Origin of the sequence: Taibaiella helva, from assembly GCF_003545695.1 — a bacterium.
GTDB classification, from domain to species: Bacteria; Bacteroidota; Bacteroidia; order Chitinophagales; family Chitinophagaceae; genus Taibaiella; species Taibaiella helva.
Genome location: NZ_QUZZ01000006.1, coordinates 61839 through 79263 on the forward strand (window position 1 = coordinate 61839; position 17425 = coordinate 79263).

At 53.0% G+C, this 17425-nt stretch carries 13 protein-coding genes; 8 read left to right on the forward strand and 5 right to left on the reverse strand.

All coding sequences use genetic code 11. The features are described 5' to 3' along the window. Positions 1–159 precede the first annotated feature (159 nt). Both DZC79_RS10600 and DZC79_RS10605 read right to left on the reverse strand, forming a co-directional pair. Positions 160–1950, reverse strand: coding sequence for a hypothetical protein (locus tag DZC79_RS10600; protein ID WP_157977066.1), 1791 nt, complete (start codon positions 1948–1950; stop codon positions 160–162). Between the two features lie 204 nt (positions 1951–2154). Next, positions 2155–4536, reverse strand: a complete 2382-nt coding sequence (locus tag DZC79_RS10605; protein WP_198666852.1) for an outer membrane beta-barrel protein — start codon at positions 4534–4536, stop codon at positions 2155–2157. Between the two features lie 237 nt (positions 4537–4773). Between DZC79_RS10605 and DZC79_RS10610 the strand changes: the two genes are divergently transcribed. From DZC79_RS10610 to DZC79_RS10620, 3 genes are all read left to right on the forward strand, one after another. Further along, positions 4774–5838: a sensor histidine kinase gene (locus DZC79_RS10610; protein ID WP_118951564.1), complete on the forward strand. Its 1065-nt coding sequence runs from the start codon at positions 4774–4776 to the stop codon at positions 5836–5838. Then, positions 5835–6566, forward strand: a complete 732-nt coding sequence (locus tag DZC79_RS10615) for a LytR/AlgR family response regulator transcription factor (RefSeq protein ID WP_118951565.1) — start codon at positions 5835–5837, stop codon at positions 6564–6566. Before DZC79_RS10610 ends, DZC79_RS10615 begins: the two co-directional genes overlap by 4 nt. Before the next feature lie 356 nt (positions 6567–6922). Beyond that, on the forward strand, positions 6923–7810 hold the full coding sequence (locus DZC79_RS10620) for an SDR family oxidoreductase (RefSeq protein WP_118951566.1): 888 nt from the start codon (positions 6923–6925) through the stop codon (positions 7808–7810). Positions 7811–8053: 243 nt separating this feature from the next. Here the strand turns inward: DZC79_RS10620 and DZC79_RS10625 are convergent, their stop codons facing one another. Next, on the reverse strand, positions 8054–10321 hold the full coding sequence (locus DZC79_RS10625; protein WP_118951567.1) for an ATP-binding cassette domain-containing protein: 2268 nt from the start codon (positions 10319–10321) through the stop codon (positions 8054–8056). A 108-nt stretch (positions 10322–10429) separates the two neighbouring features. Here DZC79_RS10625 and DZC79_RS10630 point away from each other — a divergent pair, with 108 nt between their 5' ends. The 5 genes from DZC79_RS10630 (at position 10430) to DZC79_RS10650 (ending at position 14535) form a co-directional block, all read left to right on the forward strand. Further along, positions 10430–11122, forward strand: a complete 693-nt coding sequence (locus tag DZC79_RS10630) for a uracil-DNA glycosylase family protein (protein ID WP_198666853.1) — start codon at positions 10430–10432, stop codon at positions 11120–11122. A 16-nt stretch (positions 11123–11138) separates the two neighbouring features. Beyond that, entirely contained in the window at positions 11139–11498 is a 360-nt protein-coding gene (locus DZC79_RS10635) for a DUF488 domain-containing protein (protein ID WP_118951568.1), read from the forward strand. A 1-nt stretch (position 11499) separates the two neighbouring features. Further along, positions 11500–12459, forward strand: coding sequence for an ATP-binding cassette domain-containing protein (locus DZC79_RS10640; RefSeq protein WP_118951569.1), 960 nt, complete (start codon positions 11500–11502; stop codon positions 12457–12459). After that, the gene (locus DZC79_RS10645) at positions 12459–14018 is read left to right on the forward strand and encodes an ABC transporter permease/substrate-binding protein (RefSeq protein WP_118951570.1); all 1560 of its coding nucleotides are present in this window, start codon (positions 12459–12461) and stop codon (positions 14016–14018) included. The genes DZC79_RS10640 and DZC79_RS10645 overlap by 1 nt, the downstream gene beginning before the upstream one ends. A 196-nt stretch (positions 14019–14214) precedes the next feature. Continuing rightward, the gene (locus tag DZC79_RS10650) at positions 14215–14535 is read left to right on the forward strand and encodes a hypothetical protein (protein WP_118951571.1); all 321 of its coding nucleotides are present in this window, start codon (positions 14215–14217) and stop codon (positions 14533–14535) included. Between the two features lie 107 nt (positions 14536–14642). On the opposite strand, the gene DZC79_RS10655 is transcribed toward DZC79_RS10650, so the two are convergent. Together DZC79_RS10655 and DZC79_RS10660 are read right to left on the reverse strand one after the other, a co-directional pair. Further along, positions 14643–15293 carry a response regulator gene (locus tag DZC79_RS10655; protein ID WP_198666854.1) on the reverse strand — a complete coding sequence of 217 codons (651 nt, stop codon included), beginning with the start codon at positions 15291–15293 and terminating at the stop codon, positions 14643–14645. A gap of 4 nt (positions 15294–15297) precedes the next feature. Continuing rightward, positions 15298–17277: a tetratricopeptide repeat-containing sensor histidine kinase gene (locus DZC79_RS10660; protein ID WP_118951573.1), complete on the reverse strand. Its 1980-nt coding sequence runs from the start codon at positions 17275–17277 to the stop codon at positions 15298–15300. Positions 17278–17425: the final 148 nt, after the last annotated feature.

Sequence of the window (17425 nt, forward strand, 5' to 3'; positions counted from 1 at the left end):
CGTACAAAACTCCCTTTTCAAAAACAGGTAGAAACACCTGGTAGAATGAAGATGAATAACGTATTCTGCTTCAGGCCTATGCCGGGATCAGGCGGCAGCAAAATCCGGGGCCGCCCTGGAAAGGGCGGCCCGGCTCTTTGTGTGTTGGCTTATAAAAGATTATTTCCCGCCAGGCGCTTTCCGGCGGCTGTCATAGGCATTGATCAATGGCTTCAGGTGACTGTAGATATGGCTCAGGTTACCCGGGCTCAGCGACGGTCCGCTGAAGCCCCTGTGGCAGCTGAAGCAGGACGACGCGCTGGTTTGCAGGTACGTTTCCATGGTACTGTTGGCGAGCACATTGGTACCGATGGATACACCTGCGGTAGTATCGGCACCGAAAGTGCCACCGGTAGGCGCAGTACCGCCGAAGGTCCAGGTCGCACCGATGAACAGGTAGTTCTTCCGTATGTCACTACCTACCAGCAGACGTTGCATGATATTGTTGATCGACAGAATCTCGCTGTTGGAGGCTGCCGAACTGCGGTCCTGCTGGTTGGTGAGCGAATCCATGGCGCTACCCCATGGCATAGACCGTAAAGTGTTGCTGGGACTGATATGAAAAGTATCATAGGCCAGTATCGTATCGCCGGAGGCCGTCATATGAGAGACGTTATAGGGTGTATCAGCAGCGTTGGCATTGAAGAGCCAGTGGTTGCCCTGGTCCTGGGGTACCGTTTTGGTATTACCCGTACTGTCGATATAGCTATAAGCAGCGTTAGGTGCATTGTTCTTATGTTCAAAGGTTGCCCATACCATTTCCGGATGGCCGGCTACGCTGCCTACGATATGCATACCGACAAGCGCCATCTTTGTTGTCTTCTCCCCCTTAGGTATCCACTGGCCGGGATTGCTGGTATCGTACACCGGGATGGTGGCCATTACGGTGATGTATTGATCAGCATCGGCCAGGCCGGCGGCTTCTACCCAGGAGGTTTTCAGCTCTATAGCCAGCGCATTGCTGTCGGGCAGTGTTACATTATTGGCCCTGGCAAAGGCGCAGATGCTGTCGCGGGCGCCGGCCGTGGTCGGAAACTGCGTACCGTTCAGCTTACCGGCGCTCACACCGCTCAGGTACCATGCATAGACATCGTTAACGAAGCTGAGATAATAGACCAGCGATCCGTTCTTCGCCATCAACGCATCGCCAGTGGCCTGACCTTCTTCCGATTCTATGATGTTACCGGCTTCGTCGAGGAATACAAATCCCTTGCCTGTAGCGAAACGGTGCACGATATGATCCCTGTTGGCCTTATGCTGAATGATCGCTTTCGGATGCTCGATGGGTTTCCCTGCCTTATCCAGGAAGAGTACTTTGCCGGCAGCATCTTTTTCAACATGATCCACTTCCACCGGTCCGCCGGCAACACTCTTCACCAGCAGTTTTCCGGGCATCGGTTTTGTGTTCTCTATTTCATATAAACCACCGGCCTTGCTCCTGATCACCGGCAGGCGGTTGGGACCGTTCTTCTGCAAGCCGCTGCTCATGCGCAAAGGCGTATTGGCTGTATGTGGGATCAGCACCCTTTGCTCACCTGCGCCGGGAGGTGAAACGCTGAAAAAAGTCGGTGATTCCAGCACGGTATTGGCCTGACCGTAAATACCGGATGACGGGGAAGTGATCCAGAGAAACATCCGGTTAGCCCACTGGTAAAAATCGCAGTTATCCTCATGGGGAAAGGTAACGCTGTTGGCCGGAGTTACCAGGCCATTCTGCGTCGCTTTGCCTGAAGCAAACCAGTCATTGAACGAATCGGCAGTCACTACGCAGGAAGGCATAACATCCTGCGGCAGCCCGCTGGTACCTGGGGGACTTACGGCCTCTTTGCTGCTTTGCGGCTCATTGCCGCAGCCCCATAAGACCGCACCTGAAAAAAGAATGCCTAAAACGGCTTTTGTAGTGTTGCGCATGGTTTCTGTTTTGGTTATACAATTTTGGTTTCCGGCCCTGAAAATAATCAGTATCCGGCTGCGCTTGTACCCTAAGCGCTGTATTTTTTTTCTGGAGTACCCCGTGAAAACACCTGCCGGCAAGCATTGCAGGGCTTTTCGTTCGGCTGCATACTTCATGACTTATAAAGCGCGGCTTGTTCTTTCTTTGCATCGCTACCGCTATTACTCCTCCTTTATTCGCTGCTGCGCTTCATGTCCGGGCATCGTAGTTGAAGCATTCTCCTTCTTACGGCCGCTGCTGAACTTATAGCTCAGCAGTAAGGTCACGCTCCGAGTATCCCAGGTGCGGCTGGTATAACCTTCTACACCTGGCGTACGCCGGTAGTCCTGCCGGTCAATGCGGGTATGCCAGAGGTCCCGCATATTCAGCCTGATGTTCACCTTATCTTTCCAAAGCTTTTTGCTAATGCCGGCATGCATATACCATACCGGGGCATCTTCATACTGCGCATAGGGCTGCCGGGTATTGTATTCGGTAAACAGCTCTGCAGTCCAGGTACCCAGGAAGAATTGCTGTGTAGCATTCAGCACCGCATAGCCGCCATACCATGCTCCGCCGCCCCATTCCGGCGCATTGTGGCTGCTGATATACTGCAGCATCAAAGAAGGTCGCAGCTGCCACCAGGGCCTGAGCTTCAGCGTCCCTTCCAGCAGGCATCCCCAGCGGTCAACAATCCCGGTATTAGCGGCCTGCAGGTACACACGATCTGCAACAGGGACCACTACCGTACCGATATCATTTTGTATACGGCTATAGGAAAGCGTAACAGAGCAACCGTCTTTGAGCAGGTAGGCCAGCTCCAGGTTATCTGAAAGGCAAGGCAACAGTCCGGCATCGCCCGCACGGTAAGTATAGCGATCCTGTGGCCATGCGAAAGGATTGAGATCGGTATAATCGGGGCGATCGATGCGCCGGTTATAAGAAAGCTGCAGGCAGTGCCGGGAGCTGTTGTCGATCGCATAGCCCAGGAAAACTGCAGGAAAGGCATTGAGGTAGCGGCGGCTGGTCGCTGTTGCGCTGCTATCGGCACTCCCTGTCGTCGCTGTATGTTCCAGGCGCAGCCCCAGTTGCAGCGACCATTTGTTAAGTATCGTCCTGTAATCCAGGTAAGCTGCCATAATGGATTCGTTATACCGGAAGCTGCCCGAAGTGCGTAAGGTATTGCCATCGTTATCCATAAGGTAAGCGGCTGTATAACGGTTCCGGCTCCAGCCTGCCTTCACGCCGCCTTCCAGCCGGTGCCTGCCGGCGAAAGGCCATGCCATATCCGCTTTCAGCGCATACACCTTTATCTCGGCATTTGTATTACCAGACAAGGCTTCCCTGCTGGTCGCTTCATAGCCCTGCGGCCTGAAGCGGGTTTCATTTAGGGGAGATTGCTCCTGGTCGTAAGCAGTATAATCGGCACGCAGCTGTACTACCCTTCCACTTGTATCCCAGCTGTGGCTGTAGCTGAACCCATAGTCCTGGTTCACTGTACGGCTATTGTTCCCGTTCTGTACCTGCGTCAAAGTATCTGAAACAGTCCCCTGCTGGAGCCCTTCCCCAGTCGTATTTTGCCGTAGCTTACGGTACATATAGCTTGCCGTTGCACTCCAGCGGTCGCGCTTCGAAGGTATCCACTCGGCGCCAAGCGTACCCATTACACGGTCCATATGCGTACGTGCAGTGGTTTGCTGATGCAGCTGCTGTGCCTCATTTTTTCCGTAACGGCGCTCAGTGGTGATGTCGGCGATACCATCGCCGTTATAGTTGGATCCGTTGGCATAAATATTGAGCCGCCCCGTGCTGAAGTTGGCCGTTGCATTCTGAAGCAGGCGGGTACAGCGGCCTTGTATATTTTCCGACTGCAAGGTGCCGTTCAACCCCTTTGCCTTGCCCTTCTTCAGGTAGATGCGGATGAGGCCGCCATTGCCGGTGGCGTCGTATTGCGCCGGCGGCTGTGCTATGATCTCGATGCGGTCAAGCAGGCCGGAAGGTAAATTCTTAAGGTAATCGGCCAATGCGGTTTCATCCATGGTTACCGGCCTGTCGTCGATCCATATGGCAACATGATCTTTTCCTTTAATGCTCAGCCGGTCATTCCCGGTTTGCACACCCGGCGCCTGCTCCAGGGCCTCCCAGGCATTACCGGCCGTCAGCATACGGCCAGGATGTAATACAACGCGACCAGGCTCCCGCTCGATAGCCTCCTGCCTGGCGCTGATGGTAACGGCCTGCAGCGCAGTTGCTGTAGCAGACATCTGCACCTGCAAAGACGGGCCCGACGTATCGGAAGGCAACAGCAGCAGACGCTCCGAGCGGTATATCCCGTAGCCTAAAGCCGTAACCTGTATACTCCAGGCGCCCTCCTGCGGGGCAGGCAACGCAAAAGTCCCGTCGGCAGTGCTTAAAGTGCTTCCGCGCAGCTGGGAATCGGGCAGCTGGTACAGTTTGATGGCCGCTCCGGGAAGGGGCAGGTTGTTCTCATCGGCTATCGTACCACGGATCATTTTTTGCCGGGCGAGCAGGGTACCGGGAAGCAGACAAAGGTACCCGATCATCCGGCTTCTGATGGATTGGAATAACATAATGCTTTTACATAAGGTTGCTGCAATTAACGATGCCTATAGCTTTCTCATTTTTATTTTAGGCGAACCGCAAGCCCATGCCGGCATATACCCCGGCATGGGTCTCTAAAGCCGTTTACGGCTTCAAAATGGTCGTTTACGCTCCGGAACCGGTTATATCTGCTAAAACGTGGTGATCCCTGGGTTAAATGGTATTTTTGATTTCCTGTTATGACTGCAGCCGCATCAAAACGATACTACCTGGCCGGGAACCGCCTGCTGACCCATATTCTCTTCTGGATCGGCTATGTGCTGGTGCATACCGGTGTGCATATCGATGCCGGCGATCCCATGCTGGAGTATCTTTTGTATGAGACCTTTACCCTGCCTGGCGCTATTCTGGTGGCCTATGTCAACCTGAATGTCCTCTATCCTCTATTCTTTTTCCGGAAACGCTATGCTGCGTTTACCTTTTCAGCAATCCTCCTGCTTTTTGCGGGCTCGGTACTGAACCGTTTCCTCCAGGAGCGTGTAGTGGAGCCGGTATTCCTACCCGACACTACTACACCCGAATCGATATGGGTATGGTATATGTTGCTGAAGAGCATGCTGTGGTACCTGGGTCCCGTACTGCTGTTCACAATGGTAATAAGGGTAACGGAACAGGGCTTCCGTACCGAGCAGCTGAAACAACAAGCCGACAGCGAGAAGCTGCAGGCAGAGCTCAACCTGCTGAAAGCCCAGGTGCACCCGCATTTCCTGTTCAATACGCTCAACAACCTGTACGCCCTGACGCTTGAAGCTTCTGCCCGGGCGCCGGAAGTTGTGTTGAAGCTTTCGGACCTGATGAGCTATATGCTTTATGATTCCCGTTCGGAAACTTTAGCGCTGGATAAAGAGATCGCACATATCCGGAATTATATTGCGCTGGAAAAGCTACGCTATGGCTCCAGGCTGGCGCTGTCCCTCAAGGTATCGGGGGCAACGGAACACTTTCCTGTTGCCCCCCTGCTGTTGCTGCCCTTTGTTGAGAATGCCTTTAAGCATGGCGCCGCCAATGCTACCGGCGATGCCTGGATCAGCATTGAGATCAGCGTGGATGCCTCGCTGCTGTCGGTAAGGGTGGAAAACAGCTGCCCGGAAACAACACAACCTTCGGTGGCACACAGTGGCATCGGGCTGCAGAATGTACGCCGCCGGCTGGCCCTTTTATACGACAGAGAGCATACCTTGGACATTGTACAGGAGCCTGGCCGGTACAACGTTCATTTAACCCTCAACAATACTACTGCATGACGCTGAAATCTCAAAAGACCCGCTGCCTGGTCGTAGACGATGAGCCGCTCGCCGCAGGTATCCTGCGCAAATACATCGGGCAGCTGGAAGACCTCGAGCTGGTCGCTACCTGCGGCGATGCCTTCGAGGCCATGTCCCTGCTGCAACGGGAACCGATCGACCTGATGTTCCTCGACATTCAGCTGCCCGGGCTTACCGGCATCGGCCTGCTGAAAGCCTTGTCCCGCCCACCGGCTGTAGTTCTGACGACTGCTTACCGTGAATATGCGATAGAAGGTTTCGAGCTGCAGGTGCTGGATTACCTGGTGAAACCAGTTCCTTTTGAACGTTTCCTGGCAGCAGTCAATCGTTTTTATGCCCTGTATCGACCGCCTACCCGGCTTCCGGCAACGATGCCGCCGCCCGGAGCCGCACAGGAGCACGCTTTTCTCTACCTCAAGGCGGATAAAAAAATGATCAAGGTATTCCTGAAAGATATCAGCTATATAGAGAGCCTGAAGGATTATGTGCGGGTCAGGACGGCCGATAAAGTGATCATTACCTATCAGCGCATCTCCACGCTTGAAGCGCAATTACCGGCAACAATGTTCTTGCGCATCCATCGCTCCTTTATCGTGGCGATCGATAAGATCAGCGCATTCAACATGACGGCCATTGAAGTAGGCGATACGGAGCTGCCGATCGGCCGGCAATACAAAAACCAGGTATTGAAAGCCCTGGGCCTGTAGGCGCCATTCTTAAAAATAAACGACGGGCAACAAACGTTCGGTTGCTAAAGAGCGCCTATGCTATAACAAGCACATTCCGCATGAAATACCCCTGCAGGAGCGCTGCCTCCTCATTACAGCATTAATGAACTCGCGGTCCGTCGCAGCTGATCCGCGCTCTCAAAGCGTTTTGCCGGCCTCACAGCATTTTATACAGACAATAAGCATTGCCGATGGCCTGAATGAGCTCCCGGCCAAAGATTCGCTGGTCAGCTCTGTTGCGTACTACCGCCTGAAAGAAACGAGGGCCAATACAGCTTGTTGGTTTTGTTCTATTTTCCCCCTGCCTCCGGAAATACCTTTGAATAAAAAAAGAAATGGAAGCAACCACAACAGCGCGCCTGGCAAACGGCCGCATCAAATCCGAAAAAGAAAAACACCCCGTACTGGTCATCGGGGGTAATGGTAAAACCGGCCGCAAGGTCGTCAAGCGGCTGGAAGCTATGAGCTGGTCCGTCAAAAATGCCTCCCGTTCGGGCGAGATCCACTTCGACTGGCATGACACGCGCAGCTGGGCCGGTGCATTGCAAGGCATGCAGTCGGTATATATTACTTATCAGCCCGACCTGGCCGTAGCCGGCGCCACTGAAGCCATCAGCAGCCTGGCAGAAGTGGCTGTAGCTGCCGGCGTAAAGAAGCTCGTGCTGCTTTCGGGAAGGGGTGAGCAAGAGGCTCAGGAATGCGAAACGATTGTTATGAATACCGGCCTTGACTGGACGATTGTACGCGCCAGCTGGTTTTGCCAGAACTTCAGCGAAGGCAGCTTCTACGAACCTGTAATGGCAGGCCAGGTTGCGCTACCGGCGGGTAATGTTGGCGAGCCCTTTATTGATGCCGACGATATTGCTGCTGTCGTCGTTGCTGCAATCACGGAAACCGGTCATGAGCGCGAGATTTACGAAGTCACCGGTCCGCGCCTGCTGACCTTCCGAGAAGCGGTAGCAGAGATCGCCAGGGCTACAGGCAAAATCATCCATTATCAACGTATCTCTATGGAGGCTTACGCAACGGAGCTGGCCGCTTACGAGCTACCTGCCGACCTTATCTGGCTCATTACCTATTTGTTTACTGAAGTGCTCGATGGCCGTAACGAAAAGATCGGCGACGGCGTAGAAAGAGCGTTGGGTCGTAAGCCCACCGACTTTACCGACTTTGCGCGGAAAGCCGCTGCAGAAGGGGCTTGGGCCGAAGGGATTGTGCGATAATATTATTGCTACGCAGCACAGCTCATCGCCACAACATAGTGTAACCGTTTTTTTCAATCACTACGTTTGCCGGGAAACATCCTTTCTGTCTTTAAATAGACTATGGATAGGCAGATGTGTTGCAGTGCTCTCATTCATAACACAGCATAGTCTCGTTCTATGTCACCTGGAAAACATTCTTCCAGTCTTTGAATAAACTATATTTACGTAGCTGCGTTGCATTGTAACGCAGCTACAGTTGTATTAAACGTGGTATGATACGGCTTCGATATACTTTTTCAGGTACCTGCCGGTAAGCGATCCTTTGTGCTGCACGATCTGCTGCGGTGTGCCTTCGAAAACGACTTCTCCCCCTTCGATCCCTGCTCCCGGCCCCATATCGATAATCCAGTCGGCCTGACGGATCACATCAAGGTTGTGCTCAATGATCACCACCGAATTGTTTGCTGCGATCAGGGTTTCAAAAATAATTATCAGCTTTTCGACGTCTGAAGGATGCAGCCCGCTGGTCGGCTCATCAAAAATGAAGAAAGATCCTTGCTGCTCCATTTCGGTTGCCAGCTTAAGCCTTTGCCGCTCCCCACCCGAAAAGGTATCCAGCGACTGCCCCAGGTTCATATAGCCTAAACCGGTGCGTTCGATCTGCCGCAGCACGGCAGCCACATCGCTGTGCGCAAAAAAAGCGATTGCTTCCGATACATCCATATGCAGCACTTCGCTGATATTCTTTCCCTTGTAGGTATAGCCCAATGCTTGTTGCCGGTAGCCGGTCCCTTTACACCGCTCACAGGTTTCCACGACATCATCCATGAAAGCCAGATCGAGCGTGATCTGCCCCAGGCCGCGGCATTCGGGACAGGCGCCTTCCGCATTGGAACTAAAGAGCGAAGCGCTTACCTTATTTGCTTTACTGAACAAGCCCCTGATCTCGTCGAAGATACCGGAATAAGAGGCGAGGTGCGACCGGCGAGACCCGTTCAGCGGCTTTTGATCTATGATCCGCACATCCGGCACATATTGCGGCAACACATAGTTGATCAGGCTGCTCTTGCCTGAGCCGGCGACTCCGGTTACCACCGTCATGATACCTTCGGGTATGCGTACAGAGACCTCTTTCAGGTTGTGCACATTTGCCTCTTTGATGTCAACATAACTTTGCGCAATACGGGGACGGAGATTCAGTGCCCTGTCCTGCCGGAAGAAAGCCCCGGTGAGCCCTTTCGACCGTTTCAAACCCGCCAGGGTACCTTCAAAAACAATTTCGCCGCCCAGCTTGCCGGCTCCGGGGCCCATATCGACGATATGATCAGCAATGGCGATCACATCAGGATCATGCTCTACAATCAGTACGGTATTGCCTTTATCCCTCAGCTGGATGACCTGCCGGTTCAGCCGGTCGACATCGCCGGGATGCAGGCCGGTGCTGGGCTCGTCGAAGATATAGACCAGCCCTGTAAGGCTGCTGCCCAGGTGCTTGACCATTTTAATCCGCTGCGACTCTCCTCCCGACAAGGTACTGGTCTCCCGGTCGAGACTCAGGTAAGACAAGCCGATATCGCTCATATAGCCCAGCTTTTTCAATAGTTCATCCAGTAAAGAGCTAAGCGTCTTTTCTTTAATCGAACGGATAAATGCGGTAAGCGCATCGATCTGCATGGCGGCGCATTCTGCGATATTTTTGCCGTCGATCCGGCATTGCAGCACTTTTTTATTCAAACGGCTGCCCTTGCAGGCCGGGCAGTCTTTCCTGACGACAACTTCCCTGATCATCTCCTCGTTCCGTATAACCTCCTTTGCATCCCGCTTCAGGAAGCTCCGTTCGATACGCGGGATCAGTCCTTCATATTTAACCGTCTTACCCCACTCCCGCGCTGGATGCGGCGGCTTGTGCGGCCGGGCATACAACAGCATTTCCCATTCCTCATTGGTATAATCCTTCAGCTTTTTATCATTGTCAAAATACCCGGAATGCACATAGCGCAGCCAGCGAAAGGCGCCCGGACTGAAGGTAGGAAAACGGATCGCGCCTTCGTTGAGGGAGCGTTCTTTATCCAGCATACGATCGATATCAATACGGGTTACTTTACCCAACCCTTCGCATTCCGGACACATGCCCTGGGGGTTATTGAAAGAAAAGACATTTGAATAGCCCACGAAAGGTTTACCTGCCCTTGAAAAAAGCAAGCGCAGCAGAGCATAGATATCGGTAGCGGTACCCAGGGTAGAACGGGCATTACCGCCGATCTTTTTCTGGTTAATAAGGATCGCTACATTCAGGTGCTGAATGCTGTCTACCTCCGGCCTTCCCATGTGCGGCAGACGGTTGCGGATATAGCTGTCATAGGTTTCATTCAGCTCACGCTGTGCTTCTGCACCTATCGTATCGAAGACCAGCGAAGACTTACCGGAACCGGATACTCCCGTAAATACCGTGATCCTGTTCTTGGGTATTTTAAGAGAGACATTTTTCAGGTTATTGCTGTGCGCGTGCCTGATAATAATAGATTCCATAACAGTCGCGGTTTAATTTATCCAACCATTACTGCTTTCATTTGTTCATGCAGGAACCATGGCCGACCGAAACATAACATATCTCTAAAACCCTTACCTTTAAGCCTGATGACCTTCGCAGAGCAAGCCATTCGTTTCAACCAGCAGCTGCATTATACCGGCGGCCCGCTCCCGGAAGGGATCAGGGTCATGAACCCTTTTACCGAGCCCGCAGTGATGAAGCTTGTCAAGACTTTTTATCATCAATATTACGAGGATAACCAGCCGCGGCGGCTTATCCTCGGCATCAACCCGGGCCGCTTCGGTGGCGGGCTTACGGGTATCCCCTTTACCGATCCCAAAAGACTGGTGCAGGTATGCGGTATTCCTTACCAGGGCAAAGTGACGCACGAACCATCATCGGTCTTTATTTATGATATGATCGCCGCTTACGGGGGACCTGTGGCTTTTTACAAAGACTATTATATCAGCTCACCCTGCCCGCTCGGGTTCACGACAACCGATGCGGCAGGAAAAGAGAAGAATTACAATTACTACGACAGCAAAGCCTTGCTGGAAGCCACGGAGCGCTTTATGCTGGACAGCCTGCGGCAGCTCGTCGCGATGAATGTGCAAACAGATGTCTGCTTCTGCCTCGGCGCCGGCAAGAACGAACAGCACCTTAACCGCCTGAATGCACAGCATCGCTTCTTCGGAAAGATCGTTGCGCTGGAACATCCCCGTTACATCATGCAATATAAAAATCCATCCAAAGGAATGTATATCGAAAAATACGTGCAGGCTCTGAAAGGACCAGCGTGACCGAAAACAACATGTTATGAGTATCAGGCTGAAAAGAGTATATGAAGATCCTTCGCCGGAGGATGGCTTTCGCATACTGGTGGATCGCTTATGGCCCCGTGGGCTGAAAAAAGAAGATGCAGCGATCGACAACTGGCTTAAAGCCATTGCGCCTTCCACAGCGCTGCGTCAATGGTTCAACCACGACCCGGAACGGTGGCAGGTCTTTAAGGAAAAATACCGCGGCGAGCTGGAAGGCTCAGAAGAACTAAAGGAGCTTAAAGCGCTGCTCAAAAAACACAAAACAGTGACTCTGCTGTATGGCGCGAAAGACGAGGAGCATAACCAGGCTGTCGCGTTGAAAGCCTTTCTCGGCCGGCAGCGAAAAGCAACTTAGCATGATTGAGTTCAACCGGGTAAGCAAATCCTATCATCAGCGCAAAGTGATCGACGACCTGAGCTTTACGGTAAAGGAAGGTGAGAACTTCATCTTGCTGGGCACCAGCGGCTGCGGCAAGACCACCACGCTGAAGATGATCAACCGGCTGGTGAGCCCCGATACGGGTATCGTACGACTCGATGGGGAAGACATCGGCGGGCTGCCCGTCGAGCAGCTGCGCCGGCGCATCGGCTACGTATTGCAGCACAGCAGTCTCTTTCCTCATTATACCGTTGCCGAGAACATTGCGGTAGTGCCGCGCCTGCTGGGCTGGAACAAACCGAAGATCGACGGACGCTGCCGGCAGCTGGCGGCAAAGCTGCGACTGCCCGAATCCTGCCTGCACAGCTATCCGGGGCGCCTGAGCGGCGGCGAAGCCCAACGCGTGAACCTGGCCAGGGCGCTGGCCGCCGATCCGCCCCTGCTCCTGATGGACGAACCCTTCGGCGCGCTGGATACGATCACACGTGCAGCGATCCGCAGGGAATTCCTGGATCTCGACGAGCTGAAATCCAAAACGATCATGATGGTCACGCATGATGTACAGGAGGCCTTTGAGCTGGGCGATACCATATGCCTTATGGACAGCGGACGCGTGATGCAGACCGGCAGCCCGGCGGAGCTGCTGTTCCGGCCGGCGAATAACTTTGTAAGGGATTTTTTATCGGGCGCGTATACACAGCTCATCTATACCGTGGTGCACCTGTCGGACCTCTGGCCCTGGTTGGAGCAGAACAGCGACGGACAGGATAGCGACAACGTCTTCTCTGGAAAAAATACACTATGGGATGCCATTACGGCTGTTCCGGATAAGAATGACCACACCTTACGACTGCGTATCCGGCACGAAGCCGCAGAAAAAAGCGTATCGCTGGAAGGATTACTGACCGCATTGAACCATTACCAAAAGCACCGTTAATGCAGGAACAACCGACACTATGGGCCTTTATGCAACAGCAGAGCGACAAGCTGCTGGACCAGACGTTGCAGCATATCGGGCTTACCTTTATCTCCTTGCTGATTGCTGTGCTGATAGGCTTGCCGCTCGGTATTGCTATTGCCCGCAAAGAGAAGCTCTCGGGTCTTGTGCTTGGCTTTGCCGGTATTTTACAGACTATTCCCAGCATTGCCTTGCTGGGCTTTATGATCCCCCTGTTCGGTATTGGTCCCAAGCCGGCGATCATCGCACTGTTCCTCTATGCCCTGCTTCCCGTGATCCGCAATACCTATACGGGCATCAGGGGTGTTGACCCCAATATCAGGGAAGCCGCGCGGGGACTGGGTATGAGCAGTCGTCAATCACTGTTTAAAGTGGAGCTGCCCCTGGCCATGCCCGTGATCCTGGCAGGTATCCGTACCGCTACCGTGATCAACGTCGGCGTAGCGACGCTGGCAGCTTATATCGCTGCCGGCGGATTGGGTGAATTTATCTTTGGGGGAATCTCCCTCAACAATACGAAAATGATCCTGGCCGGAGCGATACCGGCCGCGCTGCTGGCGCTGCTCTTCGACTTCCTGCTATCGCGGCTGCAGCGGCTGCGGCTGAAGAAGACCAGGGCGGTATTGCTGCCTTTGGTATGCCTGCTCACGCTGTCCTCTTTTTATATGCTGCCGGCCATGTATCATAAAGGGCTGCTGGCCGGCTTTACTCCCGAGTTCATGGGCAGGCAGGATGGTTATCCCGGGCTCAAACAGTGCTACGGGCTTAATATCCGTACGGTAGTGATCAGCGATGCCGTGATGTACCAGGCCGCCTACGAAAAGCAGCTCGACGTGATCAGCGGCTACAGCACCGACGGACGCATCAAAGCTTTTGACCTGGTTACCCTTGATGACGATAAAGGCATTTTTCCACCCTACTATGCGGCGCCGATTGTACGGCAGGCTGTGCTCGACCAGTACCCCGAGCTGGAAAGCACCCTGGAAAAGCTGGCGGGCCAGATCAATGACTCCGTGATGACAGAATTGAATTACTGCGCCGACTACCGGCACGAGCCGCCGGAAAAGATTGCTGCCGATTTCCTCCGGTCCCGTGGTCTGTGGCGCCCCTCCCGTGAAGGCCATAAAGGGATCATCCGCATTGGCTCCAAGATCTTTGCCGAGCAATACATACTGGTCAGTATGTATAGTATACTGATCAAAGGTTATACTGATCTCGACGTAGCCACCAAAACGGGCCTGGGCGGTACCAAGATTTGCTTCGATGCCCTGACCAACGGCGAGCTGGACCTCTACCCCGAATACACGGGCACCGGCTTCCTGGTGATGCTGCAGCCGGATGCCGCAACTGTCGAAAGAATGACGGCGAACAAGGATACCTTGTACCAATATGTAAGGAAAGCTTTTCAGCAGCGCTACGGGATCCGCTGGCTGTCGCCGATCGGCTTCAACAACGCCTATGCCTTAATGATGCGCCGGGAACAGGCCCTGCAGCTGGGTATCCGGAGCATCAGCGACCTTTCTGCAAAGCTGCACTAAGCTTGCTTCTCCACGTGCTCAAAAAGTATCCGGTATCAAAGTGCTTGTGCACACCAACTTTGAAGCCCGGGCCTGGTACAATAAACGAGGCAAGAGCCACCGGGCTGCGCTTTCACAGCATTCCGCTTTGAAAGCCGGCCTTATGCTACTTTTCTCCAGGTTAAAAAACTGGCACGATTTTTGTTTGTTATAAAATATGAAACAAAATGAGCTGGCAGAAAAAATCAGGATTCTATTCAAGTCCTGGATCGCGCTGGATTTCATTCGTTTCACTTGGCGTTACCGTCCCAGGCAGGGCGGCATGCATTATGAATGTACGCTTGAGTGGCATAAGCGTTCGCTGACGTTGTCCATCCCCGCGCAGATCATGACGGATGTGGAGGCAGCTGTGGAAGCTTTTAAGCAGCAGCTTCGCCTGCAGGGCTATCCCGGTCTTCTGCTCCCCAGGCATTTGTTTGAACAAAAGCACAATACCAACCCAACAATACCAAGATGCAGCAAGCCCCTATATCTTTAGGGGCTTTTTTTTATGTGTGTTTGTTCGAACACATCCGTTCCCTAAGAGAAGTCAAGTTTTAAAACTTGACTTCTCTTAGGGGAAAGCTGGTTTCTTAACCGCATCGTTTATTTCACCAGGCCCAGCTGTATAGCCACGCGGATAAGGCCTACCGTGTTCTTCACGTCCAGCTTCTGTATCAGGTTGTTGCGATGATTCTCAGCGGTATGATAGCTGACAAAGAGCTTCTCGGCGATCTCACGGGTTGTGTATTCTGCAGCAATGAGTTCAAGCACTTCTTTCTCCCTTTGCGTGAGCTCGGGAACAACGCCTTTGCTCTGCGATTGATACTTAAAATGCAGCATATTCTGCATCAGCTGCTCCTTAAGAGAGGTATCGATATATTCCTTATCTTCTGCTACGGCCTCTATTGCTTCCAGCAAGGTTTCCGGCTCCGCTCCCTTCAGCAGGTATCCTTTGCAGCCGCGCCGCATCATCGTGGTCACCATAGAAGGCGCGTCCAGGCTGGTCAGCACCAGTATCTTCATGTCCGGGTACTTTTCCCGCAGCTCAGGCACCAGGTCCTTGCCCGTACGGTCGGGCAGGAGAATGTCCAGCAGCAATACATCCGGCCGGTAATAGTCCAGGCCTTCCAGCAGCTGGGCGGCATTGGTATGCGTAGTGAGGACCAATATATGCTTGTAGGGTTGCAGCAGGGCAATCAGGCCGCTGATCACCATAGGATGGTCGTCGGCAATAGCAATATGTATATTTCTCATAAGCTTATTTTTTATCGTCTGACACAAGGGTAAAGGAAACATTGACCGAAGTCCCCTGCGGATTGCGGGTATGGATATCAATGATACCGTTAAGCGCTTTCAGACGCATCTGGATACTTTTCAGGCCCATTTTATTTTCCAGGGCATCCTGTTCATTGCTAAAGCCGACGCCATCATCCTCTACCGTAATGCTGATAATGTCTTCCCTGCAGTTCAGTTGCACCAGTGTATTGGTTGCCTTGGCATGCTTGATCGTATTCTGCACCAGCTCCTGTACGATGCGGTAAATGCTGATCTCCATATCTGCCGACAACCGGGGAATATCGCCGTAATGCTGAAAGTGTATGCGCAGCCCCGTCATGCGGGTAATGTTGTTGCAGAAATAGCTGATCGCCGGAATAAGCCCCTCTGTGAGCAAAGCATCCGGCATCAGGTTATGTGCCGACAATCTTAGCTTCCGGCTGGTATGATCGAGCTGATGGACCAGGTTGGCATAGCTTCCCGAATGTTTGATATCGGGATATTGGATCGGCAGCGCATTGAGCCCCATTTTGACGATAGAAAGCTCTACCATGATATCATCGTGCAGCTGTCGTCCGATCCTGCTGCGTTCTCTTTCTTCCCCTTCGATCACTGCTTTCAGCTGCTCCACCTTTTGTTCCTGCTCAGAAACTTTCGCTTTCTGCAGCTGCAATCTTTGTTTCTGGAATACGATCACCATCAAGATGATGATCAGCAACACTGCCGCAACGATACCGATAAACAGACTCTGGTTATGGCTTAGCCTTGCCTGCGCGAGCGCCAGCTGGAGCTTGCTTTCCACCAGCTCCCTGTCTTTTTCAGCAGTACGGTACCGTACTTCCATCTGGCTGATCGCATGGACCATCTCTTCATTCATTGTACTGTCACGCAGCCGTACATAGTCGCTCTGGTAAGCAAATGCCTGCTGATAATCGCCCAATTGCCGGTAAACACCCGTGAGGTAATCCAGTATGTCCAGGCGGTTTTGGCGCGAACCGGTTTCTTTGCTGAGCAAAAGGGCTTTTTTAAGATAAGGGATGGCCTCCCTGTAGTGCCCCGACATATACTCGAGCCCTCCAACTCCTTTGAAGAAGTCGGGCGTGGTGAAGGCCTGATCCCGATCCAGCACCAGCGCCGAATCGTAGTAGCGTCTTGCCTCTTCCAGCCGTCCCTTATCCACGCTGGACTGGCCCAGGCTGAGATAGGTCGTGAAAGCGTAGCCTTTTCTTCCTAACGATAAGTACAGCGGCAGGGACTTTCGGAAATACTTCACAGCCGAGTCGATACCATCACTGGTTTTCTGGTTGCCGTAAGCATTGCCGATGCTGGTATAGGCCGCGGCCACCAGACCTGTATCGCCTGCTCTTTGCGCCAGCTGCTCCAGCAGGCTGAGGTAATGCAGGGCCAGCTTCAGCTTTCCCATCTCGGCAAAGGCTCCGCCGATACCACCGTAGCTGAGCATCAGGGATTGTGTATCGGTCTTCTTTTGCCTTTTCTGTACATCCAGCGATTTAAAATAATACTGAACGGCGGTATCATGCTTGTTTTCGGCTATATAAGCATTACCCAGGTTGTTGTATAAGCGGGTCAGCACCCTATCGCTCACCGGTACCTTTCCCACATAGGTAAGCGCCTCAAGAAAACAGGCCTTGGCTGCAGGATAATCGGCTTTGACATTGTGCAGGCAGGCGCCCAACGAGATCAGCGACCGCATGACAAAGTCTTTGTTCTGCGACTGCCTGCTGAGCGATAATGCTTCCCTGGACAACGCCAGAGCGCTGTCGGGAAAATGGAACTGGATATCCATAGAAGTCCGGATCAATGATGCGATCGTTGCCGAATCGCTAGCCTTCCGGTATTCCTGCTGGGCATGGAGCTTTTGCCTGCAGGCAAAGCACAGCACCACGACCCATAGGATCGCTACCGGCTTACCGGCCCATAGCCTGCCAAAGCGCTTTTTCATTTTTTTCAAAAGTACGACGATCCTCCGCCAGGAAGTGCGCCGGCGGCATAGATGTTTTCATTCATTTTCCGGGAAATGGATGCTTTCATCCCTATACCGTATGTAGCATTATCCTGTCTCTTCAATTAGATTTGTAGTACCTCCTGCC